A 24211-nucleotide genomic window follows, 5' to 3' on the forward strand; every position below is an offset into this window, starting at 1 on the left:
AATTACGCAGAATAATTCGGTACTATTGAACATCAGGACGAGAGTTGTGAGTTTGGTGTGGTAACTCAACTGATGGCTCTAGTCCTCTTATTTTTCAAGTCAATTTCTTATCCGCGATTCGGGTTAATTATCAATATATTCTATTAAATGGTGGCATTAGACACTCGAACAGGTCTTGCATATCCACTCACTTATCAGTTTACTGGCTGGGACGATGATAAAGACAATATCATCAAAAAGCCTAGTTACACTTACTCATTGAAAGATTCAAAAGTATGTATCATGGGTTCACAGTACGATGGTGATGTTGGCACACATGAAACTTATAGCAATATACGTAATTGCTTCCATCTGATCAAAGAAGGCAAACACACCTCTTTCCAATCAACCTATATAAATAAAGTTCAGTATAAATATGATGTCAAAACAAAAACATGGCAGCCTGATCAACTCTGACCTCATCCGTAACTAAGCAAATAAAAAAAGAGGCCTAAGCCTCTTTCTGTCAAGCTGAATTTATACTTCCGCAGGATTGGTTAATTCCGTCATTGGCCAACGTGGTGTCGTCGTCACCGCCAAGCCATCCTGTTGCCCTGCTTTCAGACGCTGATAACCTGCAAATGCAATCATCGCGCCATTATCAGTACAGAGTGCCGGTTCTGCATAATAAACAGTCGCTTTAATTTTGGCTAAATCTGCTTCTAAACGCTCACGTAAGCGTTTGTTGGCACTGACACCACCGGCAATCACTAAACGCTTCAAGCCCGTCTGTTTCAATGCTTTAACTGACTTTTTCACCAAGGTATCGACAATGGCTTCCTGAAAACTTGCTGCAATATCTGCATCACGGTTTTCATCACCCAGTTTTTTCATTTGTACAGATACAGCAGTTTTTAAACCGCTAAATGAGAATTCCAGCCCTTGATGGAGCATTGGACGTGGGAAAGCAAAAGCAGCAGGATTGCCTTGTTCAGCCAGTTTGGAAATGTTTGGCCCACCTGGATAGGGCAGACCCATCATTTTCGCCACTTTATCGAATGCTTCTCCGGCTGCATCATCAATCGATTCACCCAGCAATTCATACTGGCCAATGCCATAGGCTGCCATCAGTTGTGAATGCCCACCAGAGACCAACAGCGCCACAAATGGAAATTCTGGCGCTGTTTCAGACAACAATGGTGCGAGCATATGCCCCTCCATATGATGAACACCAATTGCCGGTTTGTTCAATGCAAAGGCCAAAGTTCGACCAAACAACGCACCTGTCATTAATGCGCCCATCAGACCTGGGCCACGGGTATATGCCACTGCATCAATTTCTGATTTGTTCACGCCGCTCTGCTCAAGCAGCTCATTGATGAGTGGAATCAGTTTACGCACATGATCACGTGACGCCAGCTCTGGAACTACACCGCCATATTCTGCATGCAGTTTAATCTGGCTATAAAGCACCTGTCCGCGCAAACCCAACTCGCTGTCATACAGCGCAAGTCCTGTTTCATCACACGACGTTTCCAAGCCTAAAACGATCATTAAACTGCCTATAACCTGTATCAATTCTATTGCAGCAACTATTATAGACTTGTGGTATGAGATGTAAATGAGTAAAATACTGACCTTCACTTGTGATTGAGGGCAATTCAGCCCGAGATCTTACCCTAACTGATATGAGGATTCTTCATGCCACAAGTTAAATTGAAAGAAGGCGAACCAGTAGACGTAGCTATCCGTCGTTTCAAACGTTCATGCGAAAAAGCGGGTGTTCTTGCTGACGTACGTAAGCGTGAATTCTACGAGAAACCAACTCAAGAACGTAAGCGCAAAAAAGCTGCTGCTGTTAAACGCTACCAAAAGAAATTGGCGCGTGAATCAGTACGTACGACTCGCCTTTACTAAGATTAATTTGTGATTGATTGCCTGGAATAAATAATGACGACTTTAAAAGACCAAATCACGGATGTTTTGAAAGCAACAATGCGTGCCAAAGAAATGTCCAAGCTGACGGTCATTCGTAGTCTACAGGCAGCAATTAAGCAAATCGAAGTCGATGAGCGCAAAGAACTTGACGACGCTCAGGTTCTTGCGGTCATTGAAAAACAAATTAAACAACGTAAAGAATCGGTTAAAGCCTTTGCAGGCGCTGGCCGAGATGATTTAGCTAGTAAGGAACAAGCCGAAATTGAGATTTTGTCTCAGTTTCTACCAGAAGCTATGACTGAGGAAGAACTTGATTCCATGATTGCGCAAGCTATTGCAGCGCAACAAGCTACTAGCATGAAAGATATGGGTAAGGTGATGAATTCTCTGCGTCCGCTCATAGCCGGGCGCGCCGATCCTGCACAAGTTTCCGCCAAAATCAAAGCGCAACTTGCTTAATCCCTACTTTCTAGTATTTCCTCTTTAACGTTGAACTGCCTTTAATCAAAGACAGTTCCTGACGTATTCTTATTGCAAATTACAATCGACCTGATAACGCTTAAGTAATTGCATCTCTTTAGACGATTTCACTTCTACAATTACATCCTGTTTACTCATATTTTGAAACTTACGATCCAGATAAGCACGATTCTGGTCAGTGGCTTGATATAAACGATCAACATAGCGTCCTACTATTCCACAAAATTTTGCATTCTGCTCAGGACTAAATCCCTGTTGCTGCGGATTTAAACCACTTAAAAATTGACGCGATTCCTTTTTATAGTCAGTATTAATACGCTCTACCGCATCTACATACTCAACAGCACTCGCAGCAAATACCGCATAATTCCACCCCAATAGACAGATGCCCAATAATATTTTCTTCATAGCATGCTTCAGATTTAATCACACTGATCATTAAAAAAGATTGTAGCCCGATTCAGTATATCCTGACCATATCATCCTGATATAAAAAGCTTAAAACCTGACTAAGGCTTAAATTTTATATTGACGTGCCTGCTGCATCTGTTTCAGGCGTTGGTTAATGGTTGCCGATAAAGATTGATTATTTTTCGCTGTACGCTGTGCATGTAATAATGACTTGATGGCGGTTTCCTCATAACCGGACCAGTATTCTACTTCTGCACGATAACGCAGCACATTGGCGGCCTTGATTGCCGATGCTGGCTCTGCATTGGTCGCCAGTTGCATCAGTCGCCAGCCGCTCACATCGCGGGAATTGGCATTCAAAAACTTTTGTACAATTTGTTTAGCTTGATCAGGTTGCTGGGCACGAATCAAGACTTCTGCATATTTATAATTGAGCGCACGATTTTCCGGCATGATCCGCGCTGCCGAAGCCACACTTTTCAGCGCTGCATTCAGCTGGTTCCGACCTAAGTAAATATCAGTCTGAAACAAGACCAATAAAGGATGCATCTGGTTATGCTTTTTCGCCTGATCTAAAGCAGCCTGTGCGGCCTGAAAATCACTTTGCTGTATCTGGTAGGCAGCCAAAGCAAGCTGACCGGCAAAATTATTCTGCCGATTCATCAAACTGAGCTGCTCCTCACTGGTCTGGCGAGACAGCACCCTGCTATACCATTTGATAATCTCAAAGTCCTGATCATTCAGCTTAGGTTTGACCGCAGGCAGCTGATTGGCACGTAAACGTGCTTCACTCATACGCTCAGTCGTCAATGGATGGGTGAACCAGAAATCCGGCAGGAAGCTTAAGCGACTGGTCGAGCGATGCATGACTTCGAAGAAGTCTGCCATACTATGCGGGTTATAGCCGGAACGATACATGTATTGCATGCCAATTCGGTCTGCTTCACGCTCCTGATTACGACTATAAGTCAGCTGTTTATCCATCAACGCGGCTTGCGAACCCATCATCACCGCAGCACCCGCATCACCATCCGCCTGAGAGGCCACCAATGCCCCGACCAGAATTCCGGCCAATGCCAGCAAACCCTGCCCCTTAAAAGCATCTTGAGAGCGACTGTAATGACGTTGTGTGACATGTGCAATTTCATGCGCCATCACCCCCGCCACTTCATCCATATTTCGGGCTGAATTGATTAAACCAGCATTAAGAGCAAACAGCCCTCCCGGCACAGCAAAAGCATTAATTTGTGGATCATTAATCACCAGCAAACCAATGGGCTGTTGTAACTGAGTCTGACTGAGAATATGAGAAAATACCGACAGCAGCTGGTCTTCCAGCCATGGATTCTGCATGACTGGCATTTGCTTATGCACTTCGCGATAGACTTTTTCACCGATCATTCTTTCTTTTTGCTGATCGAGTAAACCCACGCCTGTACCAATATCAGGCACAGAAAAGTGTGCAGTCGCTTGATTAAAATCATGGCTAGAGCTATGCCCTGTCACCATGCACATCGTTAAGCCACACGCCAACGCCAATCGTTTCAATGAAAAATCTCTAAATCTATTGTTCTAAGCTGCCTTGAATATAGCATTGAAAAATGGGCATATACGCAAGAAAATGTTATTTAATATTATTGAAACTCAGGATTAACCACATAGCGTGGCACTCGCCCTTCTAAAGCATCCACCAGATTCTGATAGGCCAATTCCGCCATTTTTTTACGGGTGGCAGCCGTCGCAGAACCCACGTGTGGCAATGTAACCACATTGTCCAACTGAAATAATTCAGATTCTTTTAAAGGCTCTTTCTGATAGACATCGAGACCGGCAGCAAAAATTTGCTTGGCTTTTAAAGCGTCAATTAAAGCCTGCTCATCAATGACTGAGCCACGTGAAATATTCACCAATACCGCATGTGGTTGCATTTTTGCCAACTCAGCCGCTGTAATCAGCGCTTTGGAATCAGCATTTAAGTCAACCGCAATAACGACAAAGTCGGAACGCTGTAATAGTTCATCTAAGTCAGAATACTGTGCATTCAGGCCTTGGGCCAATTCTGTTTTTTCACGGCGGTTATGGTACAAAATATTCATATTGAAACCATAAAAACCACGACGTGCAACTGCAGCTCCAATATGACCCAGACCGATAATACCTAAAGTTTTTCCAAAAATATCCAGACCAAATTGTGCTTCACCAACAGTACGCTGCCATTGTCCTTGTTTGGTCCAGTGATCCAGATAGGCCACTTTACGTGCCGCAGACATCAGCAATGTAAAAGCCAGATCTGCCGTGGTTTCAGTCAGTACATGCGGGGTATGGCTGAGATAGATATTTTTTTCATTTAAATAATCAAGTTCATAGTTGTCATAACCGACACTGACACTGGAAATGACTTTAAGCCGGGTGGCAGTCGCCAGATTGTTACGATTCAGCAATCGACCTGCTCCAATCATGCCATCGGCATCCTGAACCTGCTGCAAAAGCTGCTGGTTCACATCGCCTAACTTGGGTTGTATATAGGCGACATCATAAGTTTGTTCAAGTTTATTTTGAATATCAGCATCGATCTGACTAAATACAACCACTTTTTGTTTCATATTTTTTATTCCAAACTCATATTATTTCAAGCTGGCAGACCTATTTTGCATAAACTGCCATAAACGTTTTTTCAAAATTGGCTGATCCAGCATTTCCTGTAAAGAAGCCAACTGGATTATTTTACTATTTGAAATATAAGGTACAGTTCCCAAGAAAATAATATTTTTCTCGGCACTCATCCCATCGAGAAAACCCTGAATATAAGAGTCCACACCGCGCCCATCCTGAACATTGGCCCAAGGAAATGGCCAGTTCAGCTCACAAAACTCGCTGACCACTGCACGCTGGATATTCGTCCATAAATTCTGGGTTTCTTCAGTCATTGCAGTCGCATCAATCACAATACTGCAATGGGCCAGACTTAAAATCTGCAAACTAAATGGCAGAATTTGTATGATTTCACGCTGTTCCTGAACCAGTACTGGCGTGGGCACTGATACCACGGGCATGACTTCAGCTTCGGGTTGAATAACCGGCTCAGGAATTGATAGATCTGTAAATACCTCGGGCTGCTTGGACTGAGGCAAGACAATGTCACTGTGAAATTCTGGTGCGGCCTGATCACGCCAGATCGAGACCTGATGTGGCTGACATGCGCTGTCCCTAGGAATCCAGAGATCAATTCCTAATGTTGCCAGTATGTCACGCTGATGCCCTATCATCTTTTCATCATCACCAATTTCAGGCTGAACATTTTAGCCGGATTGCCTCTACTTTGCCGAACTTTTTCCGCTTTTCTTTTTTATCCTGATGGATTCTAATACAAAGTCGATCTGCCTGCTAAAAACTGTACTTTTAATACGCAATTAAATCACTGCCTCTGTTATAACAGATGCAGTTTCAAACTGTGAATTGTTATCTTCTTTTTTACATAATGGTTAAACTGTTTTTCTTCAACATTTGTTGAATAATCTGCTCTGCCTCAAAACCCAAGCGCCAATAAAGCAGTTCCATCACATCCAGTTCGTCCTGAGTCACAATACGGTCGCTCCACAAACAGGCTTCTGCGATCCCCAAAATCCCGAGACGTTCACGCAGTAAAAGCCCCGAAATATCATTCAGAATTTCCGCCAGATCAATCGGCTCATCAGAAATTTCATTGTATAAGTCCAATTCTCGAGCCGACAAAATCCGGTTTAAAATGCGTTCGCGAACCTCAAGCTGGTTTCCGCTATTAATCTGCTGCACATGCAACAAGGCATCAATCAGACGCACAATCTGAGGCTTAACTTCATCCAAAGCTGTTGGAATATGTGCGGGCAATAGATTCAGCTCATATTTGACACATTCCAGCAATAAGGCATCAAGCAAGCCAATTTCACCATCTTCCTGAATAATTCGTGCCAGTTTCATCAAAAACTGACGTGCAACTGTGGTGGGCATCCCGCCAATATTCTTGCAGGCTTGCTGGAAAATCGAAATATGCACCCGCCCATCCAGATTCAGCAGTGAATCTACAATGGCGCGGCTCACTTCAGCCTCAGTCGGAATAAATTCACGATATTGACGAATCATCAAGATGGCAACCATGACTTCACGCGAGCCGGTCGCCGTCTGCAATGCACGTTCAAGCAACTCCGGACGCGGCATACTCAGCCGCAGCTCTGGATTCAGTGGCTTGATCGCATCTTTAATTGCAAAGCTGATTGGAGATAGACGCAACAACGGCAGAGGCTGTGGCGAACTCCAGCTCATCGCAGTCTCGGGCACCACTTCTTCCAGAGAACGAAATAAACTGAATAAAGGCTGATTCTTGAGTTTCTTCAAGTTCTCGAGCTGCAAATCCTGAATCAGGGCAGGATTTAATTCATAAATTCGTTGATTAATATTTGGGTGAATGTTCAACCAGTTTTGCGGACTCAAGGAATTGGCAAAACACATATGGGAAATGGATTCGGCATATTCACTATAGATTTGCGAACCGGAATGATGCACATGAATTCTGAGTAAAGTCTGGATATTGGCATCATTTTGAATCAGGCGGCGAGTCTTCTGATCATTTTTATAGGTTCGGCCACCCAGTGAAATATATTTAATAAAGCGAGAAATCAATACACCCAAACTACCAATCAGCCAGATCACCGCGCCAACTGCCACATAGAAGGTTTCGAACTTGTTTTCACGGGAACTACCCGCTCGATAAAAACCGGACTTGGCAATCTTACTGCCACACTGACTAAAAGTGGTTAAACTGCTATACAGGATTTTCAAACGGGTATTTTCCGCAGCTTCACCAGACAGGATTTTATTGAATTCATGGCTGAGCAAGCCATACAGCTCGACTTTATCCAGTGTTTGTATTGCACCCCAGGTCAAGATAATCGCGGTATCCCGCGGACTAAAACCTGCCGTCAGCGCATTAACACCGACTTCATCGGGCAGCACATATACTGCCGGAACGTCAATCAGAAAAGTCTCTGCCAGCTGCTGGTTAATGTGCAGTGCAGCACTTTCTTCGGGAATACTGTCCATCGGACTTAACCGACGCGCACCCATCTGCTTCGCCAATGAATAACCGCCATTCCGAAAAATATAAAACTCGTAGATGACCGAGATCATCATGGCACATAACAGCAAAGCAATCAGATAAGGACTCAGCGTATGCCAGAAGATTGACTGGGTAGAATCAACATAAAAAACAAAGAGACCAACAACGGTATTAATAATAAAAATAGTTAACAGCACAGCAATCAAGCAGAAGCTTACAGGCAATACGATATTCTTGTTTTTTATAAAATCATATCCTACGTTGCGCAATGTAGAACCCTAGTTAAGATTATTTTCAATGGGTTCATCATAAAACAAAAAAGCGGGAAATTCCCGCTTTTTCATGATGATTTTAAGTGCTTAGACTTCACGTACGCCAGTTAAATCCACAGAAGCTGCATCGATATTCACATCGATGTAATTCCCTTCTTTCATGGCACTGTCACTACGTTTTTGCTGTAGATCATCCAGATACTGCGCATCAATACCACCCGCGACATAAACGCCGTCAAATACCGAACAGTCAAAATCTTTCAGATCTGGCACTTTGGTGGTTCGAACTGCATCTTTTAAATCTTCCAGATCCTGGAACACCAAACGGTCTGCACCAATAATTTCACGAATTTCTTCAACGCTACGATCTGAGGCAATTAGCTCTGATTTTGCCGGCATATCGATACCGTACACGTTTGGATATTTCACCATCGGTGCTGCGGAAGCAAAGAAGACTTTTTTCGCACCAGAATCACGTGCCATCTGGATAATTTCATTACAGGTCGTACCACGCACAATCGAGTCATCGACCAATAGTACGTTTTTACCCTTAAATTCAAGCTCAACCGGGTTCAGTTTTTGACGTACCGATTTTTTACGTAGTTGCTGACCTGGCATAATAAAAGTACGACCGATATAACGGTTTTTCATGAAACCTTCACGGAATTTCACACCCAGCATATTGGCAAGTTCCAATGCAGAAGTACGTGAAGTATCCGGAATCGGAATCACCACATCGATATCATGCTCTTCACCCCACTCGCGCAGAATTTTTTGCGCCAGCTTCTCACCCATTTTCAGACGTGCTTTATACACCGAGATTCCATCAATAATGGCATCCGGACGGGCAAAATACACATATTCAAAAATACATGGACGATATTCAGGATTGCTCGCACATTGCTTGGTAAAGAAATTACCTTGTAAATCGATAAATACCGCTTCACCTGGCTGAATATCACGCTCAACTTTGAAGCCCAGCGCAGTAATCGCAACCGATTCAGAAGCTATGATATATTCCATGCCCTGTTCAGTTTCACGTGAACCGTAAATCAGTGGACGGATACCATTCGGATCACGGAAGCCCACCAGACCTTGTCCGGTAATCATTGCTACCACACCATAAGCGCCTTTACAACGCTCATGCACACGTGTTACCGCGTGGAAAATATCTTCCGAAGTCGGCACCAATTTGCCATGTTTTTGCAATTCATGCGCTAGCACGTTTAGCAGCACTTCTGAATCAGAATCCGTGTTCATATGACGCAAGTCAGTTTTGAACAGGTCATCGTGAATTTCTTCGGCATTGGTCAAATTACCGTTATGCGCCAAGGTAATTCCATACGGCGAGTTCACATAAAATGGCTGTGCTTCTGCACTGCTCGATGAACCGGCTGTTGGATAACGCACATGACCAATCCCGTAATTTCCTTTCAAGGCACGCATATGACGGGTATGAAATACATCACGCACCATCCCATTGTCTTTACGAAGGAACAGACGCCCTTCATCACATGTCACGATCCCAGCTGCATCTTGTCCACGATGTTGTAACATCGTTAATGCATCAAACAACATTTGGTTAACGGGTGATTTACCAGCTATACCAACTACTCCACACATAGCAACCTCGCAGACAAGCTAGGATTAATAAAAAGGATTATTTGTAGACTCATCTGCAGCTCCAGATTTGGACGATGTTTCAGATGATACAGCTGAAGGTTTCGATGTCCCTTCAGGCTTGATATGTTGTAGTGCGCCATTCGCGGCGTCTTTCGACATTTGAGTCGCCCAAGGCGCATAAGGCAATAAGGCTTGAATAAACTTGGACTGTTTCCAGTGCGGTGAGCTTTCTACCCATGGGCCAATGCCTTGCATAGTAATCAGTACAATCAGCAAGCCTTTCAGGCTACCAAAGACACCACCTGCCAGACGGTTAAGCGGACCCAGTTTAAGACTCTTTAAAATACGGTTTAAAAGCGCAGTGACGATCCAGGTCAGAACCACAATTAACAGGACGATAAAGGCGAAGGCTGCTATCTTTTGTACGACTGGATCTGTACTCAGAGCAACCATAGACGGCGCAAGTAGCGTTGAATATTTTGCCGCAACAATCAGGGCAAAGATCCATCCCACTAAGTTCGCAAAGGCTTTAATAAATCCTTGACGCAAACCGTTGAGCCCTCCAATGAGCAAGATAATCAGCAGAAAGATATCAATGGCATTCATAGGATTTAAAGTGCGTCTACACAATCTTTTACAAGTTCAGGTCCAGTATAGATGAGGCCACTATAAACTTGTACAAGGCTGGCACCTGCCTGTTTCTTGGCAACAGCATCTGCGCCTGAAAGAATACCACCCACACCAATCAAGGGAATTTGTCCTTTTAACACCTGAGCAAATGCAGCCAGACATGCGGTACTTTTCTCAAAGACTGGCGCGCCAGATAGACCACCTGCCTCCTCTGCATGCGCCAGACCTTCCACCCCTTCACGTGACAGTGTGGTATTGGTCACGATCAGACCATCAATCTTGAATTGCAGTAACTGCTTGGCAATAAAGGCAATATCGGTTTCGTCCAGATCAGGCGCTACTTTAAGGACCAAAGGTACATAATGCTGGTATTCCTGCGCCAATTCAAGCTGACGGTTTTTCAATGTTTCAAGCAGTTCGGTCAGTGCATCACCACTTTGTAAACTGCGCAGATTTTTGGTATTGGGAGAAGAAATATTGACGGTAATGTAAGACGCATAATTATAGACTTTTTCTAAACAGATAAGGTAATCATCTACTGCTTTTTCTACCGGAGTATCAGCGTTTTTACCGATATTGATGCCGAGAATGCCTTTAAATTTGGCAGCTTTGACATTTTCCACCAGCTGATCTACACCCTCATTATTAAAACCCATACGGTTAATAATGGCTTTGGCCTGTGGCAAACGGAATAACCGCGGATGGGGATTGCCGGCTTGCGGTCGCGGGGTAATGGTGCCAATTTCAATAAAACCAAAACCTTGACCAGCAAGGGCGTCAATATAAGCACCATTTTTGTCTAAACCTGCCGCAAGACCTACTGGATTGGGAAATTCGATTCCCATACAAGTCACAGGTTTCGCAGCAACATTTTGACGCATCAAGCCCATTTTATGGGATGATTTTAATAGTGATAGTGTCAGCTCATGTGCACGCTCTGGTGCTAAAGAAAACAACAAAGGGCGGGCTAGAGAATACAACATATCTAGAAAAGTCTACTGCTTTTTAAGTCGGCATATTATAGGCATAGGCTGACAAAAAAACCATGCTTTGCAAATCTTTATTTTTACCGTTTATTGCACGGTCGCGGTTAATTTAATCTGTCCTGCTTCATTATTTAGTTCCATTTTCTCAACACTTAGACCCATTTGTGCCAGTTGAGTCAGGAAGTTTGCCAATACTGCATAATTTTCATGCATGACCGCCAATTGAATTTTTCCATCTATTTGCTGGGATGCAACCGAAAGACCTTGTTGCTGTGCCACCCGCTGTACTTTCTCTGCGGCATCCAGCTGCATGTCTCCAGCAGGTTTCATGGTGACTGCATTACTTTGCATCCAGACAATGGTATCTTTCAGCTGATTTAAACGTTTCTGCTGGGTGTCTGCTGCCTGATGCATATACCAGAGTGCTGAACTGACCGCAGCCACAACTACAAAAATAGTGGTAAAAATCACCAATACCCGTTCACGTGCCGAGAGACTGTCCAGATAATCACTCATTTTTTCAAAAGACTGATCCATGCGATTTTGTAGCGCTTCGATGGCTTTCATTATTGCACCCTCACCAGCCCAATGGCACCTGTTCCGCTGGCCTGAATATTCCCCAGCTCCACTTTAAAGCCTTGCTGACTCAATTGCTTGGTCAATGCATTTAGCGTATCTGATGAATTGACCTTGAGCTCCATACTCAACACAGACGCATCATAATTGATCCGTTGTGCCACAATCTGGTTCTGCATCAAGACTGGTCCAATCCGACTAATCAGCTGTAATGCCTGTGTATCGGCGATCTGGCTTTGACGCAACTGCCCTTCAAACTGGCTTTTGATATTCTGCTCAGTGACCGGATAATTTTGCCCAAACCAGTACTTGAACTGATCAACGGCCTGTGCAGCGGTCTGATTTGCCACTTTTTTATATTGATACCAGCGCACCGCATCATAACTAAACTGTAAGACTAATATGCCCAGAAATACAGCTGCACATGCTTTCCAGTAACCGGAAATGGCACCTTCAGATTTAGCTTTGGGCAATACATTAAACGCATGTTGTTTGGGTTTTTTCAATACAGGAAGGACATACTGAAAAGATTCTAACTGCTCCTGTGTGACCAGTGCTTCTAGGCTACTTAACTGATCCTGATTCAGATTACTAACTTTATAATGCAAATCTTTGGGCTGATAATCCAGATACAGACTCAGATCATCCAGCGACTGGCCGATATATTCTGCCTCTCGTACCAACAAGCGCCCACCAATTTGGGTAATCACCCGCTGATTGGCTTCAGGAACTGGCAGTACCAAAAAGTCTGGCAGCAAAGCCGCCAGCTTGACGGGAATCAGGTTGAGAGAATACTGCAAGGTCTCGAGGGTCGAATTCGCAATCCCCATAATACTGACCTGATCAGGCTGCTGAAAATGATGCAGCACTTTCATGGCATCGACGGGCAGCACCACATATTCTTCAAGCAGATACTTGATGCCCTCATTGCCCATTTTTTTATATTGGCTCTTGGGCAAAGTCTGCTGCAAAATTTGCACATGACGGCTCGGGAAAAACACTACTGCTTCTTCGCCATGATGAGCCTGAATCTCCTGAATCAACTGCTCAAGTGTGGCCGCAGTGTTCCAGAATTCCCCAGTTGACCATTGCCAAACCCCATTGGCCTCAGGCATCCATAAATACAACATCGATTGTGTACTACCGTTTTAATTGGTTTTTATAATGTAGGAATAAAACTTTTAACTGTTGTCGACAAACCCGCGGCAATGACTGGCTGCGCATAGATACGTGCTTCTGCCAATGCATAGGGATGAAAAGACTCCGCCAGCAAAATAGAAGAAATGTGCGCCACCACATTCATATGACACACCACGGCAATCGATTCATAAGGCAGTTGCGACAACCATTCAACCGCGACCTTGGCATCATCATCGGGTTTAATCGCATTACAGATCACCACCGGCACATCTTGAAAATACTGCTGCAGATGGGCCAGGGTTTCCTGCGCACGCAATAAGGGACTGACCACAAATACTTCAGGTTTAATCATATTTTTTAAGAACTGTGCAGTTTGCTCAGCCTGCTGATGACCACGCTCCGTCAATGGACGCTTGCTATCATTGCCATTGACTGGTGGAGCAGCCTCACCATGTCGCACTAAAGTCAGTTGCATTGGGTTTCCTTATTTTCTTTTGCCTGCATGATAACTGGCCAATATGACAATTCACATACAGTCCCTTTGTGTTATAGATCAGACTTGATGATGTGGCAAGACAAATTCCACATCACTGCGATGACCGTTTTTCATCAATGACAATGCAATGCTGAGTGGTGGTGCACCTTCAAAAATCACATCATACAAGGCAGAAGTAATTGGCATATAGACATCCAGTTCTTCGGAACGCGCCTTGACCTGTACGATGGTATTGATCCCTTCTGCAGTTTGACCCAGTTCAGTAGTAGCCTGCTCCAAAGTCTTGCCTTTGCCCAAGGCAAAACCAACCTGATAATTACGACTCAGCGGACTGCTACAAGTCGCAAATAAATCACCCACACCGGAAAGCCCGAGGAAAGTCAGCGGATTCGCGCCCAATTTTACCGCAAAACGGCTCATTTCGGCCAGTGCACGGGTCAGGATCATACTCTTGGTATTTTCACCCACGTTATACGCGGCTGCCATCCCCATCGCGACGGCATAAATATTTTTTAAGGCACCACCGAGTTCTACACCATGTACATCATCACTGGCAAAAACACGGAACAAGGCACTATGTAAGGCTTGCTGTACGGCATAACGTACCAGCTCAGACTCGCTGGCAATCACGGTTCCTGCCGGCTGACCTGCCACAATTTCCTTGGCGAGATTCGGTCCGGACAACACTCCATAAGGCACTTCTGGCAACACTTCCCGAATAATATCACTCATGAAGCTAAAAGTTTTGGCTTCAATCCCTTTGGTGAGTGAAATCACGGCTTGTGAGGTGATAAAAGGCTTGATTTGTTGCAGGACATCCCGAAAAGAATGACTTGGAATCGCGACTAAAATAATATCACGATCACGCACAGCCAGTTCCAGATCCGACACAGCCAGTAAGTTTTCTTCCAGCTGAAAATCTGGCAAATAACGTTTATTGATATGCGTGGCATTGATATCTGCCGCAACGGCTTCGTCACGAATCCAGATCATGGTATTACAACCATTACGCACTGCAGTATTGGCCATTGCGGTACCAAAACTGCCCCCACCCAACACCGTGACTCTTAAAGCGGTCTTATGATCGACTGCAACCGGCTCGACCAGTGCTGAAAAATTTAATTCTGACATGTTATTTTTTAATACCCTGTTATACCGTGCAAATTAACCGTTCTGATTCCAATAACTTACAAAATTACTGGTCTGAATCTCTGCGCGTGCTGGAATTGCTTTTGCTGCAGTGCCAATATAAATAATACCCGAGACCAAATCATCTTTTGAAATTCCTAATGCCTGCTTAAACAGGCCAGACTCGACTACAGCACCACTGCGCCACATGGTCGAGAAACCCTGAATCTGGAGTGATAACAGAAAATTCTGTATGGCGGCGCCTGAACTGAGAATCTGTTCAAAATGTGGAACTTTAGGATGATCTTGCAAACGCGTTAAAGCCAGCACCAATAGTGGCGCACGGAATGGATGATTCTTGACCCGTTCAATCTGTGCCGTTTCAGTTTCACCCAGATCGACCAGTGCCTGAGACAACAGCTCCCCAAATGCTTCACGCTGTGCATCAGGTATCACCACAAAGGTGGTGGGTTTCAACCGATGATGATCTGGTGCTGTCAATGCCGCCTGAAAAGCCAGCTCCAGCTGTTCTGCATTCGGTGCCGGTGCCAGCAAATGTCCTATTGATTGACGTTGGTGAATATTTTGATGAACGATGTCGACCACGGATTCCGTCATTGCTTTGTAGATCTATACTTAAAAACTGTTTTCAAGATTAGCATATTCCAGCTGTAATACTCTATAAACTTCACCGCGACTTAGCCGCAAAAATTACTCAAGAACATTACAATATTTTTATTTTAATCAATGAAATACTCAGTTGAATTACTTTTTTAGCATAGAGTCACACTAAAAATTTCCAAACTTATACAACAGCTCCAAATTCTGTGCGCTTTACTATGCTCAAATAAGCTTAATTCTGTTTTCACCCGAGATTTTATCATGAAAAAAACAATTGCGATCAGCGGATTAGCAGCTTCAGTTCTACTTTTAACTGCCTGCGCTTCCAACCCAACCTCACTGGCAATTCAGAAAGAAAATAATCAGTTTGAGGTCACCGGATTAGGTAAAAATCAACTAACTGCTAAAAATAATGCCATTAATGCTGCCAGCAAAACCTGTGGCTCGAAAGCTACTGCGATTATTATCGATGAAAAGACGGGTTATAACGGGGCATTAAAAGGTGTCGTTGATGATCAGACTGGACAAATGATTCAGGCAGCAGCTACCGTTCTCGGGAATATCGCAGGCACCAATACTGGTTTAAACCAGAATGATGACTATCAAACCATTTTGACTTTCCGTTGTCAGGCCAAATAAGTCCAGATCACATGGTCATAAAAAAAACCGCTCTTGAAGAGCGGTTTTTTTAATCTGGATTAGCAATAACCTTCCAGACGAGTTAAAGGCAATTTCTGTCCAATCGCCTTCTCAATTTCGGGTAGATAGAACGCATCATCTTCGGCAAGGAAACTAATACTCACACCACGTGTTCCCGCACGGCCAGTACGTCCAATACGATGTACATAATCATCTGACTGTTCAGGTAAAGTGAAGTTCACCACATGTGAAACACCATCCACATGAATACCACGACCCGCAACATCTGTTGCAATCATAATGTTATGCTTACCATTTTTGAACTGGTCTAGCATTTTTAGACGCTTGTCTTGAGCAATCTCACCAGACAGCATGACCACCTTATAACCATCACGTTTTAAATGATCATAAAGCTTACGCACCTGATCACGACGGTTGGCGAAAATCATCACCTTTTCAATCGGCTCATCACGCAAGATTTCTTGCAACAGTTTATATTTATCGGCCTTAGCCACCATATACACCCGTTGCTCGACATCGGCATTGGTTTTCTTTTCCGGTTCAATTTCAACTGTGACCGGTTCAAATAACCATTGCTGGGCCAAATTTAGTACATCATAGCTGAATGTTGCAGAGAACATTAAAGTCTGACGTTGCTCCTTACGCGGCGAAAAACGCACAATGCGTTTCACTGAAGGAATAAAGCCCATATCGAGTAGACGATCCGCTTCATCAATGACCAGAAATTCAATCTGATCCAGCCAGACTTCTTTTTGCTCGACAAAATCGATCAAACGACCGGGTGTCGCGACCATAATATCGACAGGTGCTTTATTTAGTTGATTCTTTTGCTTGTCAAAATCTACACCACCCAGCAAAGTCACGACATTGAGACCGGCATATTTGGCCAGATCCTGTGCATCGCTTTCAATTTGCAGTGCCAGTTCACGGGTCGGTGCCAAAATCAGGGCACGCGGTTCACCACGATAACGCTGCTCCTGAATTGGGTTATTTAATAGATCATTCATGATACTAATTAAAAAAGCTGCAGTTTTACCTGTACCTGTCTGTGCGCGGCCAATGGCATCATGTCCTGCCAGCGTGAATTTTAAAACCTTCTGCTGGATAGGCGTCATGGTGGTAAAGCCTAAAGCATCAATCGCTTTTTTTAGATTGGGATGTAAATTTAAGGTTTCAAAACCAGATGACATAAAGCGGTGCTCTACTTGGGTAATCACTAAGATGGGGATAGTATAAACAAAAAACGCCCCAAGTTATATTGGAGCGTTTTCTTTTTAGCTTAATCCGAAGATTAGTCTAATGGTTGAACTTCTTCAGCTTGAAAGCCTTTTTGGCCTTTAACAACACTGAATTCAACGCGTTGACCATCACGAAGTGAACGGTGGCCGTCACCTTGGATAGCACGGAAATGAACAAATACGTCATCACCGCCGTTACGTTGAATAAAGCCGAAGCCTTTAGTATCGTTAAACCACTTAACTACGCCTTGTTCGCGAGCAGCTGTCATAAGTTAATCCTCATTGAAACTAAAAGAAGGACCACCCGGTGTTGCAAACAGCAGAGCAAACAAGTTTGAAAATATTATTTTTAAGCTTGTAATCATTCTGTAAAACTATCAACAAAATCCCGGTTACATCCATTTATGTAATAGGGTGAAAAACAATCACTTTGTTTATTCAAAGTCCCAAATACGCAACGAGCTTAACATGGGTTTATCACAATTAATAGATTTTTTTTAGCATGTTCTGTTTGATTTAGTTATTTTTTTCATGAAAATTGTCAAAAGACTTTATATCTTCTTTTAGATCCTGATTTTTATTAAAGCAGTTTGGTTCTATACGCTTCTTTGTTACTATTTATTGTCATTTTTTTGCTATATGAATGAAACCCTAATGTCGCAAAATCCAGAGCAGTATTGTCTTATCGATGCCATGGGAAAACCCTGCCCGATGCCGCTTTTAATGTTAAAACGGGCACTAAAGGCCGGTAATCAGAAAACTTTCTTGCTCAAATCCTCTGATCCACATAGTCAGACGGATGTCAGCCGTTATTGCCAGATTCATCAACTCAAGCTTGAATCAAAAAAAGTTTCTGATTCAGAATTTCACTACTTGATTGAATCTTAAAAATTTTCAATTAAACTGTTTATCTTAGTTTCGTATACTTTTTTACATTTCTCTACCCAAATATCCATTATTTGCGGAGAGATTGGATTAAGATAAAACCTATGTTTAGGGTTATCCCGCACTTCAAGGAGAACACATGAGTGACAGCCGCAATCAGTTGATGCCCCTGTCATTATCGGCGCCAGGGGTCAACCTCGGTGCTTATATCAGCACTGTCAATCAGATTCCGATTTTAACGGCCGAACAAGAAAAAGAGTTGGCTGAACGCTATTACTATGACCAGGATTTAGATGCAGCAAAAATGCTGGTCATGTCACATTTGCGTTTTGTGGTGCATATTGCACGCAGTTATGCAGGTTATGGTCTGCCACAAGGCGACCTGATTCAGGAAGGCAACCTGGGTCTGATGAAAGCTGTAAAACGTTTTGACCCGAATATGGGCGTACGTTTGGTGTCATTTGCTGTGCACTGGATTAAAGCGGAAATTCATGAATATGTGATCCGTAACTGGCGTATTGTTAAAATCGCCACCACCAAAGCGCAACGTAAACTGTTTTTTAATCTGCGTAGCCTGAAAAAATCATCGAAAAAGTTGACCCTCGCAGAAGCACAGTCGATTGCCAATGATTTAAATGTCACACCAGAACAAGTTCTGGAGATGGAAGGCCGTTTGACGGCATATGATGCTGCTTTTGATGCTTCCGGCGATGACGATGATGAAGGTTCAACTTATGTTGCACCGGCTTTATATCTTGAAGATAACCGTTATGATCCGGCCCGTCTGATTGAAAATGAGGATTATGAGGAACAAAGTACTTCTGCTCTGCACGAAGCCATGGATCAGCTCGATGATCGTTCACGTAATATCTTGCAGCGCCGCTGGCTAGATGACGAGAAATCAACCCTGCATGAGCTGGCCGCCGAATATAACGTTTCCGCGGAACGTATTCGTCAGCTGGAAAAAAATGCCATGGAAAAAATTAAAGTGGCGATGTCCTCCAATTAACACCAAATTCTGTTATTGATTTAATCTGAAAAAGCCTTCATCAAAGAAGGCTTTTTTATGCCCGAATTTTGAATTTATGCTAAGGTTGAGCGCAAACTTTATCAGGAAGATCAATTCAAATGTGGATTGCGATTTCAGCATTCAACTTGGTGCTTGCCGTGATGCTCGGTGCCTTTGGTGCACATGGTTTAAAAGCGCGCGCGACTGAAGCCCAGCTCGGCTGGTGGCAAACGGCAACGGATTATTTTTTCTATCATGCCTTAGGTTTGCTTAGTCTGGCCTTGCTCGCGAAAGTCATTCCGACACTCCCGATTCAATGGAGTTTTTGGCTGATTCAGGTCGGTATTTTATTATTTTCTGGTTCACTGTATATCATGGCCTTGGGTTTACCACGTGGATTAGGCGCAATTACGCCAATTGGTGGTGCTTTAATGATTGCAGGATGGTTAATTCTGGCCTGGAATGCTTTAAAATACGCCAGATAAGTCTGAAAATCACTTAATCATGGAGGGTAGCTAGAATGATGATTTATATCAATGGCGAACAACAGGAAACTCACTGCAAGAATCTGCTGGAACTGATTCAGAGTATGGCGCTTGAGGGTAAGCGTTTTGCAGTTGAAGTCAATGAAATGATTATTCCTAAAAGCAAATTAGGCGATACGCTGATTTGCGATACAGACAAAATAGAAATTATTCACGCGGTCGGTGGCGGCTAATACTCGGGACGATTATGCAAGATTTATTACAGATTGGTTCACGCCAATTCCAGTCTCGCCTTTTGGTAGGCACAGGCAAATATAAAGATTTAAATGAAACTCAGCAAGCCATTGAAACCAGTGGCGCAGAGATTGTTACTGTCGCGATTCGTCGGGTCAATATTGGACAGCATCCAGATCAGCCGAACCTGCTGTCAGTCATTCCTCCGGAAAAATATACCATCTTGCCAAATACCGCAGGTTGCTTCGATGCAAATAGTGCCGTTCGCACCTGTATGCTGGCGCGTGAACTCCTTGATGGCCATAATCTGGTCAAGCTTGAAGTTTTAGGCGATGAAAAGACCTTATATCCAAATGTGACCGAAACCCTGAAAGCTGCACGTACCTTGATTGACGATGGCTTTGAGATCATGGTCTATACTTCGGATGATCCAATCGTGGCGCAAGAACTGGAAAGCATGGGCTGTGTGGCAATTATGCCTTTGGGCAGTCTGATTGGTTCGGGCTTGGGAATTCTCAATCCACATACCCTGTCGATTATTAAAGAAAATGCTAAAGTGCCTGTACTGGTCGATGCCGGTGTTGGTACTGCAAGTGATGCCGCAATTGCGATGGAACTGGGCTGTGATGGTGTACTGATGAATACGGCGATTGCGGCTGCACAGAATCCGGTACTCATGGCCTCAGCCATGAAAAAAGCAGTCGAAGCTGGCCGTGAAGCTTTTCTGGCCGGCCGTATGCCACGCAAACGTATGGCCAATGCCAGCTCGCCGGAAACTGGTTATTTCTTTAAATAAATCTCATCGTAGTCAAAGGACTGTATGATTCTTTGACTATCATTTAGCTTTTACTCATCCTAAATTATCTATTTTTATAAATCAGCTCGACGGATTCAAGCTTTAATAAAGCATCAGGAAAAAGCAGCTCCCCCTGCAAGCCTGGCAATTCAATCTTGCTCCAGACCAGTTTATTACGTAAAGACAATGGAAGTTTCTCTGCAATAATCGTAGTGCAATAACGATGCGTCTCACCTCTTGATCCTAAAATAAATTGCTCTCCTACCTGCCTTGTCACGGCCCTAGCAATATCTTTTCTTTTATATGGCTCTAAACTGCTTTCTCTATAAACTGCCCACTTTTTTGCTCGTTTTGAGTCAATAAAATCACTGATATCTGATTGAATCACTTGATTTACATGTGAGGGATCATCATCTGTGGTCGCATGCACCACCAAAATATTTGGTTGAGTTTCTGCAATCACGCCAATATGTGAGTATTCACTCCCACTCAGTTTTTTGATTAAAAAACTTTCGTAACCCACCCCTTCCCGAACAATCCAATCACCCACTTGAAATGCGTGCTCGGGCATATAAATCTGTTTATCTTGCTTTATAGTATCTTGGGGGGGAAACCCAATAAAAAGGCAGATTAGAATAACTAATCTGCCCAAAATCAAACTAAACCGATTATAAATCAACTTTCCATTTATCTTCATTTTTGATAAGTTTTACTCGATCTGTTACAGAATTAGAGCCTTCATTTTTAAAGCTGACTCCGATAGTCACCCGTCCTTTTCCATTTGCTTCATCGATATTTTTGTCTACCACACTAATTTCTTTGACTCCGCCTTTACGTTCAGCTTGCTCTTTAGCCTTTGCCGCGCCAGCTTTTATTTTGCCTTGAATCATTTCTTCAGAACCTGCTTGGGCTTTAACATTTTCAGGTATATAAATATAAGAGAGCATTTTTTCTGAATCGCCTTTATAGGCTGCTGTAACATATTCTTGAGCTACATTTTCTGGATTTTTAACACTACTACATGCAACCAGCATTCCCGTTAAACCGAAACTTAATACTAAATTCAGTATTCTCTTCATCTTATTTATTCCAATAGCAATTATTAAATGAAAGTCAAAAAAAAAGCATAATAATTATGCTTTTTTTTAAATTTTATGGAATTAGACCTTCATCTCGCATTGCAATCTGTACAGACTGACGCTCTGCGACTTTATTGCGGATATGAATAATATTCTTATACGGACTTAAATCATGCTCAATATGATTCGACCAATTGGTCAACACAAACAGATAAGCATCGGCTGGGCCAAAGTTATCATCAACCAGATAGTCATTGTCTGATTCAGCAATCGCTTTGTCGATATAACTCAATAGACGATCGACTTCTGCATAGGCTTTTTTCTTTTCATCATCGGATAACTTGCCACCAAAGAACACCGCATAAGCATCATGCAATTCTGAGTTGAGATAACCCAGCCATTCCAGAACTTTGGCACGTCCCATACCAGATGGCGGAATCAGATCTTGTTTTGGATCGTGTTGAGCCAGAAAAGGTAAAATGGCTACGTTTTCTGTCAGGATCAGACCAGGATTAATTTCTAAGGCTGGTACATAGCCTTTAGGATTAATTTCGTAATAATCCGTACCTTTCTCTGTTTTATGTGTTTTTAAGTCAACACGTTCCAAATCAAAATCGACATTAATTTCATTTAAAATAATATGAGCTGCCAGTGAGCATGCACCCGGCGAATAGTAAAGCTTCATTTCTGATCCTTGTTATACACTTCTCTATGTTTTAAATCGCTTCTGTCAAACTTTCAAGTGATCAAACCTGTAAATTGCAAAAAAGCGTAACTGCCCCTCAGGACATTTACTCATTCAATATTCAGGAAATTAACGGCTTTTTCAAGCCCATCTCTGTAGATTTTTGACCGCATCTGTTTAAGATACCCAGGTTTTCCAAATTTAGATGATATTTCGTGATTAGCCTTAAAAAAGAAGAATGGTTTTCCAATGTTCGGACTGATGTACTCGCAGGTTTGGTGGTTGGACTGGCCTTGATTCCCGAGTCGATTGCCTTCTCTGCAATTGCTGGCGTCGATCCGCAGGTCGGTCTCTATGCTTCGTTTTGTATTGCTGTGACGATTGCTTTTTTTGGCGGCCGCCCTGCCATGATCTCAGCGGCTACGGGTGCGATGGCACTGCTGATGATTACGCTGGTAAAAGACCATGGACTGCAATATCTGCTGGTAGCGACTATTCTGACCGGAATTATTCAGGTCATTGCCGGTTATTTTAAAGTGGCCAAGTTGATGCGCTTTGTTTCGCAAGCTGTGGTGTATGGATTTTTGAATGCATTGGCAATTCTGATTTTTGTCGCACAGCTTCCCGAGATGCAAAAAATGGATGGGATGGGCTATCTGTTTATTGCCATGGGTCTGGCGATTATCTATCTATTTCCTTATCTGCCTAAAATTGGTAAAGCCATTCCTTCTCCGCTAATTTGCATCATCGTGCTGAGTGGACTGGCGCTGTTCTTGGGTACAGATATGCGAACCGTGAGTGATCTGGGGCAATTTCCGGACACCTTACCAATGTTCCTGCTGCCAGAGATTCCGCTCAATCTGGAAACCCTACAAATTGTACTGCCTTATTCATTGACGCTGGCGACTGTCGGTTTGCTGGAAAGCATGATGACTACGACTGTAATTGATGAAGTGACCGGAACTGAAGGTGACCGCCATCAGGAATGTCGTGGTCAGGGTATGGCCAATATTGTCAGTGGTTTTATGGGTGGCATGGCCGGTTGTGCCATGATCGGTCAATCGATTATTAATGTGTCTTCCGGTGCACGAACCCGTTTATCAACGCTGATTGCCGGTGTATTTTTGCTGTGCCTGGTGGTGTTTCTGAAAGACTGGCTGGCTTATATTCCGATGGCGGCTTTGGTGGCGATTATGGTGATGGTCGCCTTTACCACTTTCCAGTGGGGTTCAGTCAAACAATTCAATAAACATCCGCTGGAATTTAATGTGGTTATGATTGCGGTGGTGCTGGTGGTTTTAGCCACCCATAATCTGGCACTGGGTGTATTTGTTGGCGTGCTGCTTTCTGCCCTGTTCTTTATTAATAAACTGGAAAGAACCGTACATGTCTATACGCATTTGAATTCGGCTCATTCACGCAGCTACTTTATTTCTGGACAGATTTTCTTTAGCAGTTCAGAGAAGTTCTATCAGTTCTTTGATTTTAAAGAAAAGCTTGAACATGTTGAACTAGATCTGACCCATGCGCATATTTGGGATGTGACCTCAGTGAATATGCTGAATAACGTGATTCAGAAGTTCAAAGCCCAAGGTATAGATGTAACGGTGATTGGTTTAAATGAAGCCAGCAGCACCTTGATTGACCGTTTTAGTAGCTGAGGCATGATGATTAATAAAAGAGCCAAGCGAGGCTCTTTTATTGTATCTGGAAGATCTTGCCGATTTTTATGGAGAAATACCGAGAAAAGTTTGACTTGCTCGGCTCA

At 43.3% G+C, this 24211-nt stretch carries 28 protein-coding genes; 9 read left to right on the forward strand and 19 right to left on the reverse strand.

The genetic code is table 11. The features are described from left to right. Window positions 1–516: 516 nt before the first annotated feature. Window positions 517–1533, reverse strand: coding sequence for a tRNA (adenosine(37)-N6)-threonylcarbamoyltransferase complex transferase subunit TsaD (gene tsaD, locus FTU82_RS07715; protein WP_180101210.1), 1017 nt, complete (start codon window positions 1531–1533; stop codon window positions 517–519). A 147-nt stretch (window positions 1534–1680) separates the two neighbouring features. Between tsaD and rpsU the strand changes: the two genes are divergently transcribed. After that, window positions 1681–1896 (forward strand): 30S ribosomal protein S21, encoded by a 216-nt coding sequence (gene rpsU / locus FTU82_RS07720; RefSeq protein ID WP_001136722.1) that lies wholly within the window; start codon window positions 1681–1683, stop codon window positions 1894–1896. Between the two features lie 33 nt (window positions 1897–1929). After that, window positions 1930–2376 (forward strand): GatB/YqeY domain-containing protein, encoded by a 447-nt coding sequence (locus FTU82_RS07725; RefSeq protein WP_004280076.1) that lies wholly within the window; start codon window positions 1930–1932, stop codon window positions 2374–2376. Window positions 2377–2445: 69 nt separating this feature from the next. Here the strand turns inward: FTU82_RS07725 and FTU82_RS07730 are convergent, their stop codons facing one another. The 13 genes from FTU82_RS07730 to FTU82_RS07790 form a co-directional block, all read right to left on the reverse strand. Beyond that, window positions 2446–2805 carry a hypothetical protein gene (locus FTU82_RS07730; protein WP_180101211.1) on the reverse strand — a complete coding sequence of 120 codons (360 nt, stop codon included), beginning with the start codon at window positions 2803–2805 and terminating at the stop codon, window positions 2446–2448. A 108-nt stretch (window positions 2806–2913) separates the two neighbouring features. Further along, window positions 2914–4356 (reverse strand): M48 family metalloprotease, encoded by a 1443-nt coding sequence (locus FTU82_RS07735; protein WP_218944814.1) that lies wholly within the window; start codon window positions 4354–4356, stop codon window positions 2914–2916. 86 nt (window positions 4357–4442) lie between these two features. Further along, window positions 4443–5411 (reverse strand): D-glycerate dehydrogenase, encoded by a 969-nt coding sequence (locus FTU82_RS07740; protein WP_180101212.1) that lies wholly within the window; start codon window positions 5409–5411, stop codon window positions 4443–4445. Between the two features lie 21 nt (window positions 5412–5432). Beyond that, window positions 5433–6074 (reverse strand): hypothetical protein, encoded by a 642-nt coding sequence (locus FTU82_RS07745; RefSeq protein ID WP_100329781.1) that lies wholly within the window; start codon window positions 6072–6074, stop codon window positions 5433–5435. A gap of 205 nt (window positions 6075–6279) precedes the next feature. Beyond that, window positions 6280–8169, reverse strand: coding sequence for a M48 family metalloprotease (locus FTU82_RS07750; RefSeq protein WP_180101213.1), 1890 nt, complete (start codon window positions 8167–8169; stop codon window positions 6280–6282). Window positions 8170–8259: 90 nt separating this feature from the next. Next, complete coding sequence (gene purF, locus FTU82_RS07755; protein ID WP_005096582.1) at window positions 8260–9795, reverse strand: amidophosphoribosyltransferase; 1536 nt, start codon at window positions 9793–9795, stop codon at window positions 8260–8262. A gap of 24 nt (window positions 9796–9819) precedes the next feature. After that, the gene (locus tag FTU82_RS07760) at window positions 9820–10401 is read right to left on the reverse strand and encodes a CvpA family protein (RefSeq protein WP_005096581.1); all 582 of its coding nucleotides are present in this window, start codon (window positions 10399–10401) and stop codon (window positions 9820–9822) included. Between the two features lie 5 nt (window positions 10402–10406). Next, window positions 10407–11408 (reverse strand): quinone-dependent dihydroorotate dehydrogenase, encoded by a 1002-nt coding sequence (locus FTU82_RS07765; protein ID WP_005096580.1) that lies wholly within the window; start codon window positions 11406–11408, stop codon window positions 10407–10409. Window positions 11409–11498: 90 nt separating this feature from the next. Next, on the reverse strand, window positions 11499–11978 hold the full coding sequence (gspM, locus tag FTU82_RS07770; RefSeq protein WP_180083124.1) for a type II secretion system protein GspM: 480 nt from the start codon (window positions 11976–11978) through the stop codon (window positions 11499–11501). Further along, the gene (gene gspL, locus FTU82_RS07775; protein ID WP_180101214.1) at window positions 11978–13117 is read right to left on the reverse strand and encodes a type II secretion system protein GspL; all 1140 of its coding nucleotides are present in this window, start codon (window positions 13115–13117) and stop codon (window positions 11978–11980) included. The genes gspM and gspL overlap by 1 nt, the downstream gene beginning before the upstream one ends. A 29-nt stretch (window positions 13118–13146) precedes the next feature. Further along, the gene (sixA, locus tag FTU82_RS07780) at window positions 13147–13602 is read right to left on the reverse strand and encodes a phosphohistidine phosphatase SixA (protein ID WP_005096577.1); all 456 of its coding nucleotides are present in this window, start codon (window positions 13600–13602) and stop codon (window positions 13147–13149) included. Window positions 13603–13680: 78 nt separating this feature from the next. Next, complete coding sequence (locus tag FTU82_RS07785; RefSeq protein ID WP_074382969.1) at window positions 13681–14754, reverse strand: NAD(P)H-dependent glycerol-3-phosphate dehydrogenase; 1074 nt, start codon at window positions 14752–14754, stop codon at window positions 13681–13683. A gap of 33 nt (window positions 14755–14787) precedes the next feature. After that, the gene (locus tag FTU82_RS07790; protein ID WP_005096574.1) at window positions 14788–15369 is read right to left on the reverse strand and encodes a nitroreductase family protein; all 582 of its coding nucleotides are present in this window, start codon (window positions 15367–15369) and stop codon (window positions 14788–14790) included. Between the two features lie 264 nt (window positions 15370–15633). On the opposite strand from FTU82_RS07790, the gene FTU82_RS07795 reads away from it, so the two are divergent. Continuing rightward, window positions 15634–16011: a hypothetical protein gene (locus FTU82_RS07795; RefSeq protein ID WP_005096572.1), complete on the forward strand. Its 378-nt coding sequence runs from the start codon at window positions 15634–15636 to the stop codon at window positions 16009–16011. 59 nt (window positions 16012–16070) lie between these two features. Here the strand turns inward: FTU82_RS07795 and rhlB are convergent, their stop codons facing one another. Together rhlB and FTU82_RS07805 are read right to left on the reverse strand one after the other, a co-directional pair. Then, window positions 16071–17222, reverse strand: a complete 1152-nt coding sequence (gene rhlB, locus FTU82_RS07800; RefSeq protein WP_005096570.1) for an ATP-dependent RNA helicase RhlB — start codon at window positions 17220–17222, stop codon at window positions 16071–16073. Between the two features lie 101 nt (window positions 17223–17323). Beyond that, window positions 17324–17539, reverse strand: coding sequence for a cold-shock protein (locus FTU82_RS07805; RefSeq protein ID WP_004280099.1), 216 nt, complete (start codon window positions 17537–17539; stop codon window positions 17324–17326). A 385-nt stretch (window positions 17540–17924) separates the two neighbouring features. Here FTU82_RS07805 and FTU82_RS07810 point away from each other — a divergent pair, with 385 nt between their 5' ends. The 5 genes from FTU82_RS07810 to FTU82_RS07830 all read left to right on the forward strand — a co-directional run bounded on the left by FTU82_RS07810 (window position 17925) and on the right by FTU82_RS07830 (window position 20679). Next, the gene (locus FTU82_RS07810; protein ID WP_257221941.1) at window positions 17925–18158 is read left to right on the forward strand and encodes a sulfurtransferase TusA family protein; all 234 of its coding nucleotides are present in this window, start codon (window positions 17925–17927) and stop codon (window positions 18156–18158) included. Between the two features lie 136 nt (window positions 18159–18294). Continuing rightward, window positions 18295–19164 carry an RNA polymerase sigma factor RpoH gene (rpoH, locus tag FTU82_RS07815; protein WP_005096567.1) on the forward strand — a complete coding sequence of 290 codons (870 nt, stop codon included), beginning with the start codon at window positions 18295–18297 and terminating at the stop codon, window positions 19162–19164. Window positions 19165–19283: 119 nt separating this feature from the next. After that, the gene (locus tag FTU82_RS07820) at window positions 19284–19649 is read left to right on the forward strand and encodes a DUF423 domain-containing protein (RefSeq protein WP_180101215.1); all 366 of its coding nucleotides are present in this window, start codon (window positions 19284–19286) and stop codon (window positions 19647–19649) included. Window positions 19650–19684: 35 nt separating this feature from the next. Further along, window positions 19685–19882, forward strand: coding sequence for a sulfur carrier protein ThiS (thiS, locus tag FTU82_RS07825; protein WP_180101216.1), 198 nt, complete (start codon window positions 19685–19687; stop codon window positions 19880–19882). 14 nt (window positions 19883–19896) lie between these two features. After that, window positions 19897–20679, forward strand: a complete 783-nt coding sequence (locus FTU82_RS07830; protein ID WP_005096562.1) for a thiazole synthase — start codon at window positions 19897–19899, stop codon at window positions 20677–20679. 64 nt (window positions 20680–20743) lie between these two features. On the opposite strand, the gene FTU82_RS07835 is transcribed toward FTU82_RS07830, so the two are convergent. The 3 genes from FTU82_RS07835 to FTU82_RS07845 all read right to left on the reverse strand — a co-directional run bounded on the left by FTU82_RS07835 (window position 20744) and on the right by FTU82_RS07845 (window position 22443). After that, window positions 20744–21376 (reverse strand): YiiX/YebB-like N1pC/P60 family cysteine hydrolase, encoded by a 633-nt coding sequence (locus tag FTU82_RS07835; protein ID WP_100329790.1) that lies wholly within the window; start codon window positions 21374–21376, stop codon window positions 20744–20746. Continuing rightward, window positions 21348–21758, reverse strand: a complete 411-nt coding sequence (locus tag FTU82_RS07840) for a DUF4878 domain-containing protein (protein ID WP_100329791.1) — start codon at window positions 21756–21758, stop codon at window positions 21348–21350. The genes FTU82_RS07835 and FTU82_RS07840 overlap by 29 nt, the downstream gene beginning before the upstream one ends. A 73-nt stretch (window positions 21759–21831) precedes the next feature. After that, the gene (locus FTU82_RS07845) at window positions 21832–22443 is read right to left on the reverse strand and encodes a glutathione binding-like protein (RefSeq protein ID WP_005171574.1); all 612 of its coding nucleotides are present in this window, start codon (window positions 22441–22443) and stop codon (window positions 21832–21834) included. Window positions 22444–22658: 215 nt separating this feature from the next. Here FTU82_RS07845 and FTU82_RS07850 point away from each other — a divergent pair, with 215 nt between their 5' ends. Next, the gene (locus FTU82_RS07850) at window positions 22659–24104 is read left to right on the forward strand and encodes a SulP family inorganic anion transporter (protein ID WP_180101217.1); all 1446 of its coding nucleotides are present in this window, start codon (window positions 22659–22661) and stop codon (window positions 24102–24104) included. The last annotated feature ends 107 nt before the right edge of the window (window positions 24105–24211 follow it).

It is taken from the genome of Acinetobacter sp. YH12151 (genome assembly GCF_013418355.1).
Taxonomy (GTDB): domain Bacteria; phylum Pseudomonadota; class Gammaproteobacteria; order Pseudomonadales; family Moraxellaceae; genus Acinetobacter; species Acinetobacter pseudolwoffii.